The organism is Herbaspirillum sp. SJZ099 (assembly GCF_007828355.1).
GTDB lineage: Bacteria > Pseudomonadota > Gammaproteobacteria > Burkholderiales > Burkholderiaceae_D > Herbaspirillum.
This window is the reverse complement of record NZ_VIUO01000005.1, coordinates 177,868-195,828: the sequence shown is the minus strand read 5'-3', so window position 1 is coordinate 195,828 and position 17,961 is coordinate 177,868. Positions and strand designations below refer to the sequence as shown.

The window sequence follows — 17,961 nt, the reverse complement described above, 5'->3', positions numbered from 1 at the left end:
CATGATCACCATCGCCGAAAAAGAAGTGCCTGCCAGGGAATTGGCCGGCGCGCAGGCGGATGCGAAGTTTGAACCAAAGATTGAAGCAGCTGCCAAACGGGCTGTCTTGCGGCTATTGAATGGCCCCTTGTGCGGCTGCGAGTACGCGTTGCCGGAAGGCGCGACACTTGTGATCGTGGGGCCGTCGGACAAGCTGATGGAGCAAGGGGGCGATTTCCCAGAAGGCACGATCGTTTTGCCGATGGAGGGCGGTAGCAATTTTGAGGTACTCATTGATGCCGATGCGGGCGATGGCTTTCGCCTGCGCACGCTGCATCCGCAGCCGCAGGAGCGGGCTCAGGACTTTCAGCAGATCTGCCATGTCGGTCCGCTGGATTTCGCGGTGCGCGCTGCGGACAGCGAATGGGAGCCTGGCATCGTTGGCGCCGAAGCATCGCTGGCGGAGGTCGCCGCCACAAAGCCGCGTCGTCAATCCAGGCTGTTGACCGCGCTGGCGGGCTTCATCGTGCTGGCCGCGCTGTTGGCTTCCGGCCTGCTGTACTGGATGCATCTCCAGGGTGAGCGGCGTGTGGCTGATGCGGCGACCGTCGTGGCGGGCAATAGTGGCCAGTATCGCTTGCTTAAAGGGCATGACGATTTGGTTTATCTGTTCGCGCAGAACGAACGAGATGCCTTGTGGGCCCGGCAGGCGCTCGCTCGCGAGGGCATGGCTGCCTCGGTTCAGGTGGCCACGCTGCGGACGGAGGAGCAGCGCATCGACAAGCTGTTGCGGGAAAACTGTCCTTCCTTGGTTTTCCATCGTCTCAAGCTGGACGATCCGGCGCGGCCGCTGCTGATACTGAGCCAGGAGCGCACCCACCTCGACCAGCAGACGCAGAAATCACTGCTAGGCAGCCTGCGCAGTTGGATGCCTTATGCCCAGAGCATCGGCATGGCCAACTGGTCCGATGAGCTGATTGACAACCAGGCCCGCAGCGGCCTGGACCGCTTCGGGATCGACTACCGACGCCAAAGCAATGCCGACAGCGTCACATACACGATCGCCAGCGGGCTGAGCGACGTCGACCTGGCCCGGCTGCAGGAATTCACCGAGGCGTTTTACCACGACTTCGGTCATCGCTATGTCCATTTCTCGGTGGTACTCAAGGACAAGCAATTCAAGGGCAAGTCATTCAAGTATGGCGGCCCGGAGTATTTCAAGCTGACTCGTCAGCATTGGTTTTTCCCACATACACTTTAAACAGGAGGTTTTATATGGCAGATGCAACAACGCCTTACCAAGGCGGCGGATTGATGGTGGAAACGGCAGAGAGCTTTGAGAAGGGGGGCAGTCTGCTCTTTGCCCGGGAGAAGGACCTGCGTAGCCAATTGGCCGGCAACGGCACTACAGGTTCCGGCAGCACCGACCCGGCTTTGCTGGCAGAGTACCAGGCGGTGATTTCCGAAGTCAGTATCTTGCGCAATGCCCAATCGTCCACGGTAAAGGCGTTCAAGGACACGGACGCCACCATCCTGGCTAACTTCCGCTGATATCGGAAGGCCATTCAAGTATGCATCAGACAGTTATTACAGCAATCCAGCCCGGCGACTCCCCGCAGGCGGTCGATATCACGCCGGAAGAGGTCTCGACGACCTCGCTGGACGATCGCCTGCGCGACGCCTATGCCTCCACCTCGGTGCAGGTGCAGGCCGAATACGCTCACATCCTGGCCAAGGCCAACGACCCCGTCTACCTGTCCGAGCCGGGAAGCTTGTTTGCACTGCAGGTGCGCGTGGGTGAATACAGCCAGAAGGTGCAAACCATCGGCGTTATCACGCACAAGGTGACGGGTACCGCTGAGACCCTCATGCGAGCATGAAGCGGCTGGCCATTTCCGTACTGTTGTGCCTGCTGCTGGCGGCCTGCGGGCGCGAAGGATTGCTGCAGGCGCTGGACCAAGGACAGGCCAACGAGGTGTTGGCGGTCCTGTATCGCCACAACATCGATGCGACCAAACGGGACAATGGCAAGAACGGCTACAGCATTGAGGTCGACAAGCCCGACTTTGCGGCGGCCGTCGATATCCTCAAGGCCTATGACCTGCCTTCGCGCAAGACCGTGCAGATCGCCGACATGTTCCCGGCCGACAGCCTGGTGACTTCGCCGCGTGCCGAGAAGGCCCGGCTCTATTCCGGGATCGAGCAACGACTGGAGCAGTCGCTCCTGACCATGACCGGCGTGGTCACTGCGCGGGTGCATGTAAGCTATGACATGGATGCCGGAGAGGGCGGCCGCAAGGCACAGCCCATTCATCTGTCGGCCCTGGCCAGCTATGAAGGGGAGGTCGATTCGCCGACGCTGATCAACGATATCAAGCGCTTCCTCAAGAACAGTTTCGCAGAGGTCGAGTACGACAATATCTCGGTCGTGCTTTCTCGACGAGGCGAGTTGCAGCATGAAGCGCCGCGCTTGGCGAGCAAGCCTGGTCAGCCGCTGCCCGTCATGATCGCTGCACTGGCGGCGGCGATCTTGGGTGTGCTGGCATGGTTGGGCTGGCGCTATCGCGGGCCGCTTGCCAACCTGCGGCCGCAAAGACCATCCGGTAGAGACCAATGAATCTTCAGTTGCCTGATCGGCCTGCGTTGCACGACGCTCCGGCGCGGCTCTTGCTGGATCCGTTGGCCTATGTGCATCCCGATCGCATGCGCCTGGCGGCCGGGTTGGGAAATCCGCGCCAGCGCGCCGTGGTCAATCGCCTGCTGCTGGACCAGGTAGCGACCGTGGGCAGCATCCGGGACGTGCCGGACCATCTCTTGCTGCGGCACTGGCAGCAATGGCCCTACATCTGCGCGCTGCTGGGGGCCCAGGTGCTGAAGGCAGAACTGGTCTGGCGTGGGAGATTGCTGCGCCTGCCGTTGCCGGTGCGCCGGTTCATGGCCTTGTCATGGCCGGTCATGCCGTCCACTCCGATGGCCGCGGGCGGCGCGAGCATGGGAGGCGACTCGCTGCTGGCGGTTCAGGCTACGGGCCTGGCGTTGGTATTGGCATGGCAGCAGCAGGCGCCGGCCGACTTGCAGGCGTGCATGCGGTTATTGTTTCCCCCGGATCTGGACGCTTGTTTCGATGCGCCGCGCCGGCCTGTGACGGTGGGCGAGCTGTTCCTGATTTCTCAAGCAATTGACTATGCCAAAAATTATCCATACCGTCTGTGAAGTCATTCCTGAAGAAGGAGTGCGCATCCGCAGCGCTTATTTGCGCAATAATCTGCGCGCCTCGGCGGTGCTGGACCATGCCCGTCGGGCAGCCGGCGATCTGGTGGCGCAGGCACAGGAGGAGGTCGCCGACCGATACCGGGAGGCGCGCGCCGAAGGTTACGCGGCGGGAATCTTGCAAAGCCTGACGGTGGTGGCGGATTACCTGGCCGACCACGCCGTGCTGGCGGCACGGCTGCAAGAGCGGCTGCGCGATGAAACCGAACGCTTGCTCAGGTGCAGCGTAGACGACCCGGAAGTGGTGATGGCGGCCTTCGAGGAATGCCTGCGCGAGCAGTCCGGCGGCACGGCGGAAAACGTCCCGCTGGAACTGTTGCTGCCCGATACCTTGCGCGCCGGGCATCGCTGCCTGATGGCACGGTTGCAGCAGCGTATCTCGGCGCCGATCGGCATCGACTATCACCCTCACGATCGCTTCGTGTTACGGCATGGCGACTACGTCGCCGAATTCTCTGCGGAGGACTTTGTGGCTAGCGCCAGCTCCCGCGTCATGGCCAGACTACAGTCGCTGCACGCTGCCTGCGCCGCTGCCGCCGACATCGGCCAGGAACGCTTGGCGGCGATGCTCGAACCGGCATCCTCACCTATTCCAAGATCGTCACCGGAGCATCCATGATTTCCCCATTGTCTGGACCCCATCAGAGTATCCTGTCGACCAATGAGCCGTCGCCGGTCAGCCTGGAAAGCCGTCTGGCCAACCAGGCGCAGCCCGAGGCCGAGGATGGCGCCATCGATCAGCTTTATGCGGAGCTGAAACAGCGGTGGGAGGCCAATCCTGCCTTGAGCAGCAATGAGATCATCGATTGCCTGCGCAATTTTGTGGCTGCCGATGGCAGCACGCCCTACAAGGCAATTCCTACCCACATGAAGGCGCTCAGGGCTGTAATGGAGCGGCTCAAGGAAGACGGCGGGGAGGGCAGCGAGGCCTATGCTGCGCTGTACAAAGGCATGGGCCTGGCAGTGGTGTCGAACGGGATTTTCAACAACTTTATGATAAAGATGATCTTGCAGCCGGAAACCCCCGAGGCGTGGTAAGCCATCATTGCGCCACTTTGAATTGATGAGAGCGCGCGACAGGACCAGCGCGGCCAAACCGTTCTTGCCGCAGCAGTTTGCTGATGATCATCAGGGTATACAGCCGCGGGCAAGCGCGGCTGTATTGTTTTGGGAATCGTATTTGTTGTCAGGGAAGGGATGCCAAAACCAGGTTCGAAGGCAGCTCTTCAGTCATCTCGTCCCAAGAAGAGCTCAAGCGTCTTCTCCCTCACTCACTCACTCACTCACTCACTCACTCACTCACTCACTCACTCACTCACTCACTCACTCACTTACTCACTTACTCACTTACTCACTTACTCACTTACTCACTTACTCACTTACTTGCTGCATTCACCGGACTTTGCTGATACATGACCGTACGCGGCTCATATGGCCGTCCATTGATGCGCCGCAAGCCATTGACGAAATCCTGGCTGTGAAAATTCTCGCTGAGGATATCCCGCGAGGCTTCGTAGTAAATCGAGCGCACGCCGAGAAGGCCCAGCACGGTGTGCTCGAAATGGTCGGTCTGGTAGGCGCGATGTTCGAGCATGGCTTTCTCTTCCGGATTTTTTCCGGCAAAAGACTTGGTCCACAATAGCATGGGGATTTCGTAGCCGGTGGCGTCCGAAATGGATTGGCCGGCATGGTTTCTCGTGTGGCCGACTTCCTGGCCGTGGTCTGAGCTAAAGACCAGGCTGGCGTGATCCTGGTGCGTCATCTTCATCGTCAACTGGAGCATGCTGCCGACAACATAGTCGTTGTATGCGATGGCGTTGTCGTATTCATTGCGCAGCTGGCGAATCCACACCGGGCGCTCGGCCCTGGCGAGTTGTTCTGAAATGTGGTCGAGGGCGCCATCGAACTTCGCATATTCCCTGGGGTAGCGCATGTCGTACGTTGGGTGAGCGCCCAGGAGATGGACCACGATCAGCTTTTTCGGGGCGGGATTCTTTAATGCGGCTTCCAAGCCAGGCAGCAGGTTGCCATCGAAATTGTTTTCGCCGCGCCCGGCGCCCTTGTTGATGAAGAGCTTTTCGCTGGCGCGGTTCGACACCAATCCCAGCCAGCCATCGTTGGGGACCTGGTTGGAAATCCAAAACGTCTTGAAGCCGGCTTCCTGGGCCAGCATCAGCACGTCGGGTTTGCGATTCCACTCGTCTGGGTCATCGATGTCGGCCGGCGTGAACATCTTCATTAGCGAAGCCATGGTCGCCGGCTCTGACGACACGACATCCCGGAAAACGATCAGCTCCTTGCGCATCGAGTTCAGCAACGGTGTCGTGTTGCGCGGATAACCGTACAGGGACATGTTGGCGCGGTTGATGCTTTCTCCAATCACCCACACTACGGTGTTGCGATCCGGTCCCGCGTACTGAACCTGCCAGTCGGATTTCTTGGCCATGTTGCGCTCGATGTCCCTCGACATGTTCTCGGCCCGGACTACCTGTGCGCGATAGTCCAGGTAGCGAAGCGGCCAGAACAGGAGCGGATTTTCCTTGGCCATCGTGGGATTGAAGTGCAGCGCAAGGAACACCGTGAGAAGCGCGCCAATGCCGACGAGGCTGCGCCGTTTCAGCGGCGCGGCGCTGGTATCGGGCTCGATGCCGGCAAGTTTTCGTTGGGCCAGGAATGCCAGGAAACAGGATGCGAGAAAGACGAGTGCGGCCTCTACCACGTTGCGCCAGTTGTGCCGAAAGAATTCCCCTGTTTCACTCGGATTCGAGTTGAAGATGGCCTGTAAGACCAGGATCGGATTGGGGCGCAGTCCAAAGTAATCGCGCAAAAATCCTTTCAGCGTCGCATCGAGGAAAAAAAGCAGGAGGATCAGGAACGTGCTCGCCGACAACCAATGGGGGCGCCGACGGAAATAGGGGATGGCGATGAACATTCCCGTAATGCCGGGCAGGGCGCTCGCCATCAGGATGCTGCTCTTGGCCAGCTCATTCGTGCTCACCATGCCAAGCATCCAGAACATGCCCAGGCCGACCAGACCGATGCAAAGCCGATTGCGCAATTGTTTCAATTTTGCTCTTTCTGCCGCCCTCGTCGGCAAATCCGTCATGCGCCTTGGGCGCATCCCTTCGAACCCTGGTTTCTGTTGTGCGGCCTCGTTCTGGAAAGCGATTTATTGTCGGGACGTTGTGCAGTGAACGCAGGCTGCGCGGTATGACACGCTAACCGCTAATTTGTTTCGTTGAAACCGCAAGTCTTGGGATGGGTGACAGGGCGGATCACTTGCCCGACGCAACACGTTGCCCCTGCGCGTCGATGACGGCTTCACCGTCTTCTTTCGTGAAGGCTCCCTGTTGCGGATGCGGCAGGATCTCCAGCACCACTTCGGATGGCCGGCACAGGCGCGTTCCCTTGGAGGTCACCACAAACGGCCGGTTGATCAGGATCGGGTGGGCCAGCATGGCATCGAGCAACTGCTCGTCGGTCAGCGCCGGGTTGTCCAGGCCCAGCTCGGCATAGGGCGTTCCCTTTTGGCGCATCGCCTCGCGCACGCCCAGGCCGGCATCCTGGATCAGTTTGGCCAGGGTTTCGCGCGAAGGGGGATGCTGGAGATAGTCGATGACAATCGGTTCTTCGCCGCTGTTGCGGATCATCGCCAGGGTGTTGCGGGAGGTTCCGCAGGCAGGGTTGTGGTAGATCGTGGTCATGGTGTCATCCTTGTGTGAAATCGGCTTGGAGCCCGTCGGCCGGGGAGCGTCGCCAATGGGAAAGCGGCCGGGGCCGTCTCAACCGCCCAACCGGAGCGCCAGGGCGCATAGCGTCGCCAGCAGCACCGGCAGCGTCAGCATGGCGCCCACCCGGAAATAATAACCCCAGGAGATGTGGATGCTCTTCTTGTCGAGGACGTGCAGCCAGAGCAGGGTGGCCAGGCTGCCGATCGGCGTGATCTTGGGGCCGAGGTCGCTGCCGATGACGTTGGCGTACACCATGGCTTCCTTCACGACGCCCTGGGCGCTGGCGGCGTCGATCGACAAGGCGCCGACCAGCACGGTGGGCATGTTGTTCATGACCGAGGACAGGAACGCGGTCAGCAAGCCGGTGCCGATGGCGGCGCCCCAGACGCCATGCTGGGCGAAGCCATTCAATACGCCCGTGAGATAGCCTGTCAGGCCGGCATTGCGCAATCCGTACACCACCAGGTACATCCCCAGCGAGAAGAAGACGATCTGCCAGGGCGCGCCTTTGACGACTTCGCGGGTGGAGATGATGTGGCCGCGGCCGGCCACGGCCAGCAAGATCAGCGCCCCGACGGCGGCCACCGCGCTGATCGGCACGCCCAGGCCTTCCAGCCAGAAGAAGCCGGCCAGCAGCAGGGCCAGCACCCACCAGCCGGCAACGAAGGTGGCGCGGTCGCGGATGGCTGCGGCCGGCGACTGGAGCTGCGCCAGGTCATAGCTTGCGGGAATGTCGCGCCGGAAGCAGGCGAAAAGCGCCAGGAGCGTGGCCAGCACCGAGACGATATTGACCGGGACCATGATGGACGCGTACTCGGCGAAACCGATCTTGAAGAAATCGGCCGAGACGATGTTGACCAGGTTCGATACCACCAGCGGCAAGCTGGCCGTATCGGCGATGAAGCCGGCCGCCATCACGAAGGCCAGGGTCGCCCGGGGCGGGAAGCGCAATGCCAGCAGAATGGCGATGACGATGGGCGTGAGGATCAGGGCCGCGCCATCGTTGGCGAACAGCGCGGAGACGGCGGCGCCCAGCAAGACCAGCAAGCCGAACAGGAACCGGCCCCGGCCGCCGCCCCAGCGGGCCACGTGCAGGGCCGCCCATTCGAAGAAGCCGGCCTTGTCCAGCAGCAGGCTGCTGATGATGATGGCGATGAAGGTGCCGGTGGCATTCCAGACAATATGCCACACCGCCGGGATATCCGACCAATGGACTACGCCGCAGAGCAGCGCCACGGCGGCGCCGGCACATGCGCTCCAGCCGATGCCCAGCCCCCTGGGCTGCCAGATCACGAATATCAGGGTAAGCAGGAAAATGAGAAATGCCGCAAGCACGTCGGGTCCTTGATGGTGAGTGGGAGGTCGGCGCGCCTGAAAGCGGCCGTTGTAAGGTCAGTTCGATGAAGTCGCCGGCTGGCAGCGCACGCCCGCGGGTGCGCAGGCATTGCCGCCGCAGCAGTTGTCGGTGAGGAAGCCGAGCACCTGGTTCATGGCGGCGTAGTTGGCGGTGTAGATCACAAACCGGCCTTCCTGCCGCGCAGTCACCAATGAAGCGTGCGCCAGTTCTTTCAAGTGGAACGAGAGCGAGGACGGCGCAATGTCGAGATGCTCGCCGATCTTGCTGGCGGCACTGCCTTCAGGCCCGAGCTGCACCAAATGGCGGAAGATGGCCAGGCGCGACTCTTGGGCCAGCGCGGCCAGGGCGGTGATGACGGCTTTGGTTTCCATGGCGGTATTTAATGATTCAACATTTCAATTATTATTGAAATGTTTGGCCGGCGCAAGTCGTTGCCCTTGCTCGCGGTGCCGGGCGCCCCACAACCCGCTGCATCATGCCAAGCATCCCCCTTGAGCCGCCGCAGGTTCCAATGTGGGGCAGGCATGGCGATGCCGCACCACGAAGGACGCGTCTTGAACGCGCCATGGCCCGGATTTGAGGCATGGTGGTCGCCAAACCTGAATACAGATATGGCACGAAAGCTGCATACAGGTTGGGCATGACCACATCAACCGATATCAGCGCATGCATCCTGGAAGCGGTTCTCGCCAGGAAGCTGCTGCCCGGCCACAAGTTGAGCGAGCAGCAGTTGGCCAGCCTGTTCGGCTGCAGCCGCACCATCGTGCGCGAAGCATTGACCCGGTTGGCGGTGCGCCGGCTGGTCACCTCCAGCGTCGGCAGCGGCTGGTATGTCGCGCAGCCCAGCCGGGAAGAGGCGTTCCAGACGTTCGAAGCGCGCCGCGTCATCGAAACCGGCTTGCTGCGCCTGCGCACGGCGCTGGATAAAGCCACGCTGCGCAAGTTGCGCCAGCATCTCAAGCGGCAAAAACTGGCATTGCAAGGCGGCGATATTGCGCAGCGCAGTTTCCTGCTGGGGGATTTCCATGTTTGCCTGGCCGATTGCCTGGGCAATCCGGTGCTGGCTGAAACGCTGCGCGACCTCACCGCGCGCACCACGCTGATCGCGCTGCATCACCAATCCGACGAGGATGCGCTGCACTCATATACCGAGCACACGGCGATCGTCGCGGCCCTGGAAGCGGGCGACCTGGCCAGGGCACAGGCGCTGCTGGACAGCCACCTGGATACCTGGGACCGCAAGCTCCCCCTCGATGGCGAGCCCCATGCCGCCGCCAGCGCCGATCCCGTAGCGCGGCTGCGCCGCATCCTGCAGCCCTTGCCCGCGGGCATCGGTTGGCAGGCCCCGCCGATTTTGCAGCACTGACCGGCACGCCTGCCGCGTCGGGCGGCGGGGTGTTTTCTATTGACGCAGCCAACAGGGAGAGTGAAATGAAAACTTGGAAAATCAAGGTATTGGCCAGCCTGCTGCTGGCCGCCACGGCTTGCGCGGCGACCGCGCAGAGCATGCTGGAGGATATTCAGAAGTCGCGCCAGATCCGGATCGCGGTGCCGACCGACTTCGCTCCCTATGGTTTTGTCGACGCCGACATGCAGCCGAAGGGCCTGGACATCGACATGGCCAACCTGGTGGCGGCCAAACTGGGCGCCAAGGCGGTCCTGGTGCCGGTCACCAGCGCCAACCGCATTCCCTACCTGCAGACGCACAAGGTGGATATTGTCATCTCGACCCTGGGCAAGAACGCCGAGCGCGAGAAGGTGGTCGATTTCACCGCGGCGTACTCGCCCTTTTTCATCGGCGTGTTCGGGCCCAGGGCGATGGCGGTCAAAGGCGGCCCCGACCTGGCCGGCAAGAGCATCGGCGTGACCCGCGGTTCGATGGATGACATGGAACTGAGCAAGGTCGCGCCGTCCAGCGCCACCTTGCGCCGTTTCGAAGACAACAACAGCACCATCGCCGCCTTCGCCGCGGGCCAGACCCAACTGGTGGCGACCAGCGTGCAGGTGGCCGACGTGCTGATGAAGAACAATCCCCAGCTCAACACCGAATTCAAGTTCGTGCTGAAGGTCTCGCCCAATTTCATCGGCCTTCCGAAAAACGAAGACAAGCTGCGGGCCCGCCTCAATGACATCCTGGCCGCAGCCAAGGCCAGCGGCGAACTCGACAAGCTGTCGCAAAAATGGCTGGGACGTCCGGCCGGCGAACTGCCCGAGTAAATGGAGCCCTCTGCGCAAATGGATGCCGCCGGCGACCTGTGTCGCCTGGGCGCGGCGGCGCTGGCCGACGGATACCGGCGCGGGGCGTTCACGCCGGTCGACGCCGCGCTGGCGTGCCTGGCGCGCATCGAGCAATGCCAGCCGACCATCAATGCCATGACCGCGGTGGCCGTCCATAGTGCGCTGGAGGCGGCGCATGCCAGCGCGCGCCGCTGGGCTGCCGGCGCAGCATGGGGAATGCTGGACGGGATACCGCTGACCGTGAAGGACAATCTTCACGTGCGCGGCATGCCGACCACCTGGGGAAGCCGGCTCTACGGCGCCGGCCCGGAGGCGGCAGATGAACTGCCGGTGGCGCGCCTGCGTGCGGCGGGCGCGGTCTTGCTCGGCAAGAGCAATCTTCCCGAGTTCGCCATGCAGGGCTATACCTCCAATCTGCGCTTCGGTACCACCCGCAATCCCTGGGATGTGCGCCTGACGCCCGGCGGTTCCTCGGGAGGCGCCGCCGCGGCAGTGGCTTCCGGCTGCGGCCCGCTGGCGCTGGCAACCGACGGCGGCGGTTCGATCAGGCGGCCGGCGGCGCATTGCGGCCTGTTCGGTTTCAAGCCGTCGGCAGGCCTGGTGCCGCGGCAGGGCGGCCTGCCCGAGATTTTCCTGGAATACGAAAGCGTCGGCGGGCTGGGCCGGTCGGTCCAGGATGTGCGGATCATGATGGAAGTCCTGGCCGCGCACCCGCTGCGCTCGCCGCCCTCCGAGGTCGCAGCGGCGCGCCGCATTCTTTACCTGCCGCGGTTTGCCGGCGTCGAGGTCGATCCCGGTATTGCGGCCAATGCGCAGGCGGTTGCACGCTGCCTGTCCAGGCTCGGGCATGTGGTGGTCGAGCAGGCCACGTTCAATCTGGCCGATGCCGTCAACGAGTTGTGGCCATCCCTGTCGGCGGCCGGCCTGGCGTGGCTGGCGCAGGCACAGCCCGGCGCGCCGGATCGGGCCAACGCCTTTGAACAGCAGTGCGGCGCGGCGGCGCGCGCGACCTTGATGGCCGGCCGTGCGTTGCCCGGCAGCGCGCTGTATGCGCTGCAGCGCGAAGTGATGCTGCTGCGGCGCGCGATGGCGCAGCTGTGGCATGCGCATGATTTCATTCTCACGCCCGCCACGGCCGCCTTGCCGTGGGCGGCGGATGAGGCTTTCCCGGCGATCATCGGCGGCCGGCCCGCCGGGCCGCGCGACCACGCGGTCTTCACCGCGCTGGCCAACGCGGTCGGGCTGCCTGCCATCGTCATTCCCACCGGGCTGGTCGCCGGCCTGCCCACCGGGATGCAACTGATCGCGCCGCACGGCGCCGACGCCGCGCTATTGGCGTTCGCCGAACATATTGCAATGGAACTGCCCGCCCTGGGCATGGCCATGCCGCCATCTCTGGCGCCTGATTGAGGCAGAACCGATGCAAGCACACGACATCGCCCGGCTATTGCGGCAGGCCCGGGAAAGCCGCATTCCCCTGGATTATCGGCAAGTGCCGGTCGACAGCAGAGAGCAGGCCTACGCGGTGCAGGATGCCTGCCTGGATTTCCTGGGGCCTGTCGGCGGCTGGAAGGTCGGGCACAAGGGGGCGGGGCATGAGCCGCACTGCGCGCCGCTGCCCGCGCTCGGCATCCTTGGCGACGGCGCCGCATTCACGCTGAGCCAGTGGCCGCTGTGCGGTGTGGAGGTCGAGCTGGCCCTGCGCCTGCGCGCCGATGTCGGGCCGGGCGAGCTGGCGGCATCGGGCATCGATATCGGCGAAATATTCGACGCCGCAATGCCGGCTTTCGAGATTGTCGAAACCAGGCTGGCGCCATTTCCTAGCCCCAATCCCAACGCGGCATTGGCCGACCTGCAGAGCCATGGCGCCATCGTCCTCGGCCCGGAAATCCCGATCGAATCGATGGGCCGGATCGATTTTTCCGGGCTCGAGGCCAGCCTGGAGGTCGGCGGTGCATTGGTCGCCCAGGCCAAGGGCGGCAACCCCATGCGCGATCTGGAGATGGTCGTCGCCTGGCTGGCCAGGCATGCGCAGCGACGCGGCATGCCCTTGCAAAAAGGTCAGGTCGTCATGACCGGCTCGTGCACCGGCATGCATTTCATTGGAAGTCCGGCCGCGGTGATCGGGCGGCTGGGACGATTGAATGCGGTGATGTGTACATTTGGCGTGTAGCAACCTGGCCAAGGCATGCCGGGGAGGCCGGGCATCCATGGCGTGGTGGCCGAGCCTTTGGGCAGTGAAACGATGCAAGGGGGAGGCGGTGGAGGGCGCGACAGGAAAACGGCGCAAATGGATTCGCTGAGCATTTTTTTGCGAAATGATATATGATGGTCATCATGAAATCGAAAGCCATTGGGCAAAAAACCGCCAGCCGCAAGGAAATCACGCATGAGCGCATCGTTGAGGTCGCCGCGCGCGCGATTCGGCGCAGCGGTTATCACGGCACCGGAGTGGCCGACATCATGAAGGAAGCCGGGCTGACGCACGGCGGCTTCTACGCCCACTTCGCGTCGCGTGAAGCGTTGCTGGCGGAAGCGGCGGATCGTGCCGGCGCGGAAGCCGTCGGTCTGTCGGAACGCATCGCTGCCGCGGTTCCGCCCGGGCAGGCTTTGCCGGCAATGATCCAGGCCTACCTGTCGGCGGAGCATTTTGCCGGGATTGAAACCGGCTGTCCGATTTCCGCGCTGGGTTCGGAAATGCCGCGCCAGGCGCCAGAGGTGCGGCACGCCGCGACCCGCCGCATCAAAGAGATGATCGATGTGGTCGCGCGCGAGCTGCCCGGCTGGGGAACCCCGGCTGGACATGAAGAAGCGCTCATGATCGTCGCTTCGATTGTCGGCGCCATGATCATGGCGCGGGCTGTCGACGACCCCAGGTTGTCTGAAAGTTTTCTCGAGGCGGCACGGAAAAAACTGGCACCGTCCGATTCCTGACTTCAGGGGTACGAGCATGCGTGCCTGTTTTTTTGATTATAAATATGATGATCGTAATATTTTTTGTGGAAAAACCTGGTTTAAAGCCGCCGAAGGCTTGCTGATGAAAGTTGGGAGAACATGATGGACAGGAAAATCGCACTGGTGACCGGAGCCTCTTCGGGGATTGGCGAAGCAAGCGCGTTGCGGCTTGCACAAGCCGGCTATAAGGTTTACGGCACGAGTCGGCGCGGGGCTCAGGGCCAACAGCCGTTCGACATGCTATCGCTCGATGTGACCAGCGACGATTCGGTCGACGCTGCCGTCGACGCAGTGATGAAGCAAAGCGGCCGAATCGATCTGCTGGTGAACAATGCCGGTTTCGGCGTTGCTCCGGCTGCGGCGGAGGAGAGCTCGCTTGAGCAGGCCCGCTCGATCTTTGAAACCAACTTTTTCGGGCTGGTTCGAATGACGCGCGCCGTGGTTCCTCACATGCGCCGGCAGCGTGCCGGGCGTATCCTCAATATCGGTTCGGTGCTGGGTTTTCTGCCCATGCCGTACATGGCGCTTTACTCCGCGACCAAGCATGCCGTAGCGGGGTATTCGGAATCGCTCGACCACGAATTGCGCACGATGGGCATTCGCGTCTCGGTTATCGAGCCTGGTTATATCCATACCCGGTTCGATGTGAATTCCATGGAGCCCGACAATGCGCTCGACCTGTACAGTGAAATTCGCGCGGCCCTGAAACAGCGCGTAAAAGAGCTGGTGAGCGGCGCAGACGGCCCGGAGGTCGTGGCTGACACCGTGCTCAAAGCGGCAAGTGCCCGCCGCCCCATGCTGCGTTATTCCGCCGGCGGGTTGGCGAGGCGCCTGCGCTTTTTGCATAGATTCGCTCCGGCGGCCCTGGTCGATGCCGGTATCAGAAAAGACTTGCGGCTGGAATCATGAAGATACCGGTTCGCTGCCAAATCAGGCGGCGTGACGCAGAGCAGGAAAGCGGTCGATTGGAAAACGCTGCGGAAGCGGAATGTCCTGCCGTCGCCGCCGCGACCCGGCATGCGGCAGCCGCGAAAGCCATGCATCCGGAGGTTGAGGCCATGGCGATTTTCACTGGCGACGACATGCGCCTGCGCGCATATTTGGGAATCATGTGAGAGCGTTTCGATGGCGTCGGCATCGGGAAAATCCAGGCAGTCAATATTTTGCAGCGAGCCATGAAACCACGGCCAGCATGCAGGAACACCTAAACAGAATCGGGAAAGACATCATGAAGGCATTCATCATCAAACGCTATGGCCGCAATAACCGTCTGCATCCTGCCGACATGCCGGAGCCGGATGTGCGTGACGATGATGTATTGGTCCAAGTCCACGCCGCAGGCGTCAATCTGCTTGATGCCAAAATCAGGAACGGAGAATTCAAACTCATTTTGCCCTATGGATTGCCTTTGATTTTAGGTAACGATGTGGCCGGCGTGGTGATCAAGACAGGGGCCAAGGTAAGCCGGTTCAAGCCCGGGGATGAAGTCTATGCCCGCCCAGACAAAGGCAGGATCGGCACATTCGCGGAGTTCATCTCGATGAATGAAAAAGACGTTTCCTTGAAACCGGAATCGATCTCGATGGAAGAAGCCGCCTCGCTGCCGCTGGTCGGTTTAACTGCGTGGCAGGCGTTGGTCGAAAAAGCGGGATTGAAGAAGGGGCAGAAGGTCTTCATCCAGGCCGGCTCCGGCGGGGTTGGGACATTTGCCATCCAGCTGGCGAAGCACCTGGGCGCAACGGTGGCGGCCAGTACCAGTGCCGCCAATGCAGATTGGGTGAGGCGCCTTGGCGCAGATATTGTGATCGACTACAAGCGGGATGACGTTGAAAAGATCTTGTCGGACTATGACGTTGTCTTGCATAGCCAGGATGGCAAGACGATGGAGAAATCCATGCGCATCCTGAAAAAGGGCGGGACATTGGTCTCCATCTCCGGGCCGCCGGATTCGGATTTTGCAAAAGAGATCGGGGCTTCGTGGCTGGTCGCATCGATCATGCGGATTTTAAGCTTTGGCGCCAAAAGAAAGGCAAGGCAGTGCAATGTCAATTTTTCATTTCTTTTCATGCGGGCCAATGGCGAACAATTGAAAAGAATTGCGTCGCTGGTTGATTCCGGCGCGATACGTCCGGTCGTGGATAAAGTCTTTGCGTTCGACGCGGCCAATGATGCGCTGGATTATGTCGAGGCCGGACGTGCCAAGGGCAAGGTCGTTATCAAGGTCAAATAGATGCGCCGCGGGGCGGCAGCCGCAAGAGGCCGTCAGCCCCGGATGGCGGCGCACTTTCCGCGGCCCCGGCCCCGCTCCTGCCCGTCATGATGAGCGGCCTTGTCGGCTTGCCAAGAACGCGGGACAGGGAATCGGCTTGCGCAGACAGGCGGATTCCCGCCGCGCCAAATGATATCGATTAGGGCATTAAGCCCGCGATTTAATTCATTGGAAAGACATCCCCCGAATATTTAATATTCATCCCGGCCTCGCTTTGTCGAGTGGCCTCGGGGGAGGTGGCGCACGTGTCGAGCCAGGACGCATTTCACTCCTGCTGATGAAATGGGGGCTGGTCGTCTCCACGAGATCCCCATTCCTTAACGCCGGTATCGCATCTCCTCCTGGCGCTTCCGACGGTCACACCCAGGTTCGTGTGCGCGCGATCCGGCATTTCGCCAACAATGACCGGATCCGGTTTCGATATCGCTTCGCTGTCGATCCGTTCCTCCCCCCCCAAAAAAAAACGATACAAACCGGAATTTGAGGATGACATGAACTGGTTTTTGAATCTGAATATCGCAAGAAAACTCGCCTTTTCCTTCGGCCTGATGATCGCCTTGACGGTGATGGTCGGCTTGTTCTCCGTCAGCCAGCTCAAGGAAGTGAACAAGGCATCGGCGGAAATCGTCAGCAAATGGATGCCCTCGATCGAGGCGGCCAGGGAGATACAACGTTCGCTGCCGCTCATGCGCATCGCCGAGCTGGAGTTGGTGACGGCGGTGCAACCGGCTGAGCGCGCTGCCGCCAACCAGGCCATCCAGGCGCGCCTGGGCATGCTTGCCAAGCAGCGCGCCATTTACGAGCAGCGCATCTCGGAACCGGAAGAGAAAGCCCAATACGCGCAGTTCAGCAAGAGTTTCGCCGCTTATGTCGAGATGGATAAGCAATTGTCCGAGATGGCGGCCAATCAGCAATACGACGAGACGCGGGCCTTGTTCAACGGCGAATCCGGCAAAGTGTTCCGCAGCATGGTGGCCAATCTTGAGGCGATCGTGAAAATCAACGGCGAAGGCAGCGCGCGCGCCGACCGGGCCGCGTATCGCGTATATACCGTGGCCGAGATCTGGATCTTCGGCTTGCTGGGCGCCACCGTCTTGATCGCATGCGTGCTGGCGTTTGCCGTGGGGCGCAATGTGTCCCGTCCGCTCAAGGCGGCGGTCGAGGTGGCGCAACGGGTGGCCAGGGGAGATTTGACGGTGTATATCCGGCCCAGGGGGCGCGACGAGACCGGCCGTTTGATGGAAGCGCTGCGCGCGATGAACGAGAGCCTGCGCAATATCGTCAGCGAAGTGCGCCAGCGCACCGACACCATCGGCACGGCCACGTCCGAGATTGCCAGCGGCAACCTCGATTTGTCCTCGCGCACCGAACAGCAGGCCGGCTCGCTGGAAGAGACCGCCTCGGCCATGGAGCAGTTGACCTCCACCGTCAGGCAAAACGCCGACAACGCGCGCCAGGCCAACCAGTTGGCCGAATCGGCCTCCGACGTAGCGATCCAGGGCGGCAGCGTGGTCGGCCAGGTGGTGCAGACCATGGAAGGCATCACCGAGAGCTCGCGCAAGATTGCCGACATCATCGGTGTGATCGACGGCATCGCCTTCCAGACCAATATCCTGGCGCTCAATGCCGCCGTCGAAGCGGCGCGCGCCGGCGAGCAGGGCCGCGGCTTCGCGGTGGTGGCGTCGGAGGTGCGTTCGCTGGCGCAGCGTTCGGCCGCGGCCGCCAGGGAGATCAAGGCGCTGATCGACGATTCCGTGGAGAAGGTGGGCGCCGGCAGCAAGCTGGTCGAACAAGCGGGCGCGACCATGACCGAGGTGGTCGCCAGCGTCAGGCGCGTGACCGGCATCGTCGGCGAAATCACGGCCGCTACGCAAGAACAGAGCAGCGGGCTCAATGAGGTCAACCAGGCCATCGCCCAGATGGACCAGACCACCCAACAGAACGCGGCATTGGTCGAACAGGCCGCCGCCGCGGCCGATTCATTGAAAGGGCAAGCCAGCGAGCTGGCGCTGGTGGTCGGGACCTTCAAGCTCGGATGACGGTGTTTGACCGGGCGCATGGCAGCCGTTGCTGGCAGCGCTGGATTGACCTGAATTAGGTCTAAGTTACGACTTGATAAGCCAAAGCCGACCACATAGTATTCCTGCAAGCGTCCGACATGA

General features: G+C 62.0%; 20 protein-coding genes. 16 read left to right on the top strand and 4 right to left on the bottom strand.

The window, feature by feature from the left end:
* Position 1: 1 nt before the first annotated feature.
* From FB597_RS13215 to FB597_RS13185, 7 genes are all read left to right on the top strand, one after another.
* Complete coding sequence (locus FB597_RS13215) at positions 2-1,240, top strand: PrgH/EprH family type III secretion apparatus protein (protein WP_144769799.1); 1,239 nt, start codon at positions 2-4, stop codon at positions 1,238-1,240.
* Positions 1,241-1,254: 14 nt separating this feature from the next.
* The gene (locus FB597_RS13210; protein WP_304599179.1) at positions 1,255-1,530 is read left to right on the top strand and encodes an EscF/YscF/HrpA family type III secretion system needle major subunit; all 276 of its coding nucleotides are present in this window, start codon (positions 1,255-1,257) and stop codon (positions 1,528-1,530) included.
* Positions 1,531-1,550: 20 nt separating this feature from the next.
* Positions 1,551-1,859: a type III secretion system inner rod subunit SctI gene (gene sctI / locus FB597_RS13205; RefSeq protein WP_141913527.1), complete on the top strand. Its 309-nt coding sequence runs from the start codon at positions 1,551-1,553 to the stop codon at positions 1,857-1,859.
* Positions 1,856-2,596, top strand: coding sequence for an EscJ/YscJ/HrcJ family type III secretion inner membrane ring protein (locus FB597_RS13200; RefSeq protein ID WP_141913526.1), 741 nt, complete (start codon positions 1,856-1,858; stop codon positions 2,594-2,596). Before sctI ends, FB597_RS13200 begins: the two co-directional genes overlap by 4 nt.
* 71 nt (positions 2,597-2,667) lie before the next feature.
* Positions 2,668-3,192 (top strand): hypothetical protein, encoded by a 525-nt coding sequence (locus tag FB597_RS13195; RefSeq protein WP_255517175.1) that lies wholly within the window; start codon positions 2,668-2,670, stop codon positions 3,190-3,192.
* Positions 3,164-3,868: a hypothetical protein gene (locus FB597_RS13190; RefSeq protein ID WP_141913524.1), complete on the top strand. Its 705-nt coding sequence runs from the start codon at positions 3,164-3,166 to the stop codon at positions 3,866-3,868. The genes FB597_RS13195 and FB597_RS13190 overlap by 29 nt, the downstream gene beginning before the upstream one ends.
* Complete coding sequence (locus FB597_RS13185; protein ID WP_141913523.1) at positions 3,865-4,287, top strand: hypothetical protein; 423 nt, start codon at positions 3,865-3,867, stop codon at positions 4,285-4,287. The genes FB597_RS13190 and FB597_RS13185 overlap by 4 nt, the downstream gene beginning before the upstream one ends.
* Before the next feature lie 337 nt (positions 4,288-4,624).
* Here the strand turns inward: FB597_RS13185 and FB597_RS13180 are convergent, their stop codons facing one another.
* The 4 genes from FB597_RS13180 to FB597_RS13165 all read right to left on the bottom strand — a co-directional run bounded on the left by FB597_RS13180 (position 4,625) and on the right by FB597_RS13165 (position 8,708).
* A complete protein-coding gene (locus tag FB597_RS13180) occupies positions 4,625-6,316 on the bottom strand; it encodes a phosphoethanolamine transferase (protein WP_144769797.1) in 1,692 nt (563 codons plus the stop codon).
* A gap of 208 nt (positions 6,317-6,524) precedes the next feature.
* Positions 6,525-6,953, bottom strand: a complete 429-nt coding sequence (gene arsC, locus FB597_RS13175) for an arsenate reductase (glutaredoxin) (RefSeq protein ID WP_141913521.1) — start codon at positions 6,951-6,953, stop codon at positions 6,525-6,527.
* Between the two features lie 78 nt (positions 6,954-7,031).
* Entirely contained in the window at positions 7,032-8,315 is a 1,284-nt protein-coding gene (locus FB597_RS13170; protein ID WP_141913520.1) for an arsenic transporter, read from the bottom strand.
* A gap of 57 nt (positions 8,316-8,372) precedes the next feature.
* Positions 8,373-8,708 (bottom strand): helix-turn-helix transcriptional regulator, encoded by a 336-nt coding sequence (locus tag FB597_RS13165; protein WP_141913519.1) that lies wholly within the window; start codon positions 8,706-8,708, stop codon positions 8,373-8,375.
* Positions 8,709-8,977: 269 nt separating this feature from the next.
* On the opposite strand from FB597_RS13165, the gene FB597_RS13160 reads away from it, so the two are divergent.
* The 9 genes from FB597_RS13160 (at position 8,978) to FB597_RS13120 (ending at position 17,838) form a co-directional block, all read left to right on the top strand.
* On the top strand, positions 8,978-9,703 hold the full coding sequence (locus FB597_RS13160) for a GntR family transcriptional regulator (protein WP_144769796.1): 726 nt from the start codon (positions 8,978-8,980) through the stop codon (positions 9,701-9,703).
* Between the two features lie 65 nt (positions 9,704-9,768).
* Positions 9,769-10,554, top strand: coding sequence for a transporter substrate-binding domain-containing protein (locus tag FB597_RS13155; RefSeq protein ID WP_144769795.1), 786 nt, complete (start codon positions 9,769-9,771; stop codon positions 10,552-10,554).
* A complete protein-coding gene (locus tag FB597_RS13150; protein ID WP_144769794.1) occupies positions 10,555-11,985 on the top strand; it encodes an amidase in 1,431 nt (476 codons plus the stop codon).
* A gap of 10 nt (positions 11,986-11,995) precedes the next feature.
* Positions 11,996-12,748: a 2-keto-4-pentenoate hydratase gene (locus tag FB597_RS13145; RefSeq protein WP_144769793.1), complete on the top strand. Its 753-nt coding sequence runs from the start codon at positions 11,996-11,998 to the stop codon at positions 12,746-12,748.
* A gap of 152 nt (positions 12,749-12,900) precedes the next feature.
* Positions 12,901-13,509 (top strand): TetR/AcrR family transcriptional regulator, encoded by a 609-nt coding sequence (locus FB597_RS13140; RefSeq protein ID WP_141913514.1) that lies wholly within the window; start codon positions 12,901-12,903, stop codon positions 13,507-13,509.
* A gap of 123 nt (positions 13,510-13,632) precedes the next feature.
* Positions 13,633-14,439, top strand: a complete 807-nt coding sequence (locus tag FB597_RS13135; protein ID WP_144769849.1) for an oxidoreductase — start codon at positions 13,633-13,635, stop codon at positions 14,437-14,439.
* Positions 14,436-14,645: a hypothetical protein gene (locus tag FB597_RS13130; RefSeq protein WP_144769792.1), complete on the top strand. Its 210-nt coding sequence runs from the start codon at positions 14,436-14,438 to the stop codon at positions 14,643-14,645. Before FB597_RS13135 ends, FB597_RS13130 begins: the two co-directional genes overlap by 4 nt.
* Positions 14,646-14,758: 113 nt before the next feature.
* Positions 14,759-15,760 carry an NADP-dependent oxidoreductase gene (locus FB597_RS13125; protein WP_144769791.1) on the top strand — a complete coding sequence of 334 codons (1,002 nt, stop codon included), beginning with the start codon at positions 14,759-14,761 and terminating at the stop codon, positions 15,758-15,760.
* A gap of 530 nt (positions 15,761-16,290) precedes the next feature.
* A complete protein-coding gene (locus tag FB597_RS13120; RefSeq protein ID WP_144769790.1) occupies positions 16,291-17,838 on the top strand; it encodes a methyl-accepting chemotaxis protein in 1,548 nt (515 codons plus the stop codon).
* Positions 17,839-17,961 lie beyond the last annotated feature (123 nt).

Excerpts from the sequence above, each read along its gene's own strand:
- FB597_RS13215 (WP_144769799.1), top strand. The coding sequence starts at position 2 with ATGATCACCATCGCCGAAAAAGAAGTGCCTGCCAGGGAATTGGCCGGC.
- FB597_RS13210 (WP_304599179.1), top strand. The coding sequence starts at position 1,255 with ATGGCAGATGCAACAACGCCTTACCAAGGCGGCGGATTGATGGTGGAA.
- sctI (WP_141913527.1), top strand. The coding sequence starts at position 1,551 with ATGCATCAGACAGTTATTACAGCAATCCAGCCCGGCGACTCCCCGCAG.
- FB597_RS13200 (WP_141913526.1), top strand. The coding sequence starts at position 1,856 with ATGAAGCGGCTGGCCATTTCCGTACTGTTGTGCCTGCTGCTGGCGGCC.
- FB597_RS13190 (WP_141913524.1), top strand. The coding sequence starts at position 3,164 with ATGCCAAAAATTATCCATACCGTCTGTGAAGTCATTCCTGAAGAAGGA.
- FB597_RS13185 (WP_141913523.1), top strand. The coding sequence starts at position 3,865 with ATGATTTCCCCATTGTCTGGACCCCATCAGAGTATCCTGTCGACCAAT.
- arsC (WP_141913521.1), bottom strand. The coding sequence starts at position 6,953 with ATGACCACGATCTACCACAACCCTGCCTGCGGAACCTCCCGCAACACC.
- FB597_RS13165 (WP_141913519.1), bottom strand. The coding sequence starts at position 8,708 with ATGGAAACCAAAGCCGTCATCACCGCCCTGGCCGCGCTGGCCCAAGAG.
- FB597_RS13160 (WP_144769796.1), top strand. The coding sequence starts at position 8,978 with ATGACCACATCAACCGATATCAGCGCATGCATCCTGGAAGCGGTTCTC.
- FB597_RS13155 (WP_144769795.1), top strand. The coding sequence starts at position 9,769 with ATGAAAACTTGGAAAATCAAGGTATTGGCCAGCCTGCTGCTGGCCGCC.
- FB597_RS13150 (WP_144769794.1), top strand. The coding sequence starts at position 10,555 with ATGGAGCCCTCTGCGCAAATGGATGCCGCCGGCGACCTGTGTCGCCTG.
- FB597_RS13145 (WP_144769793.1), top strand. The coding sequence starts at position 11,996 with ATGCAAGCACACGACATCGCCCGGCTATTGCGGCAGGCCCGGGAAAGC.
- FB597_RS13140 (WP_141913514.1), top strand. The coding sequence starts at position 12,901 with ATGATGGTCATCATGAAATCGAAAGCCATTGGGCAAAAAACCGCCAGC.
- FB597_RS13135 (WP_144769849.1), top strand. The coding sequence starts at position 13,633 with ATGGACAGGAAAATCGCACTGGTGACCGGAGCCTCTTCGGGGATTGGC.
- FB597_RS13130 (WP_144769792.1), top strand. The coding sequence starts at position 14,436 with ATGAAGATACCGGTTCGCTGCCAAATCAGGCGGCGTGACGCAGAGCAG.
- FB597_RS13125 (WP_144769791.1), top strand. The coding sequence starts at position 14,759 with ATGAAGGCATTCATCATCAAACGCTATGGCCGCAATAACCGTCTGCAT.
- FB597_RS13120 (WP_144769790.1), top strand. The coding sequence starts at position 16,291 with ATGAACTGGTTTTTGAATCTGAATATCGCAAGAAAACTCGCCTTTTCC.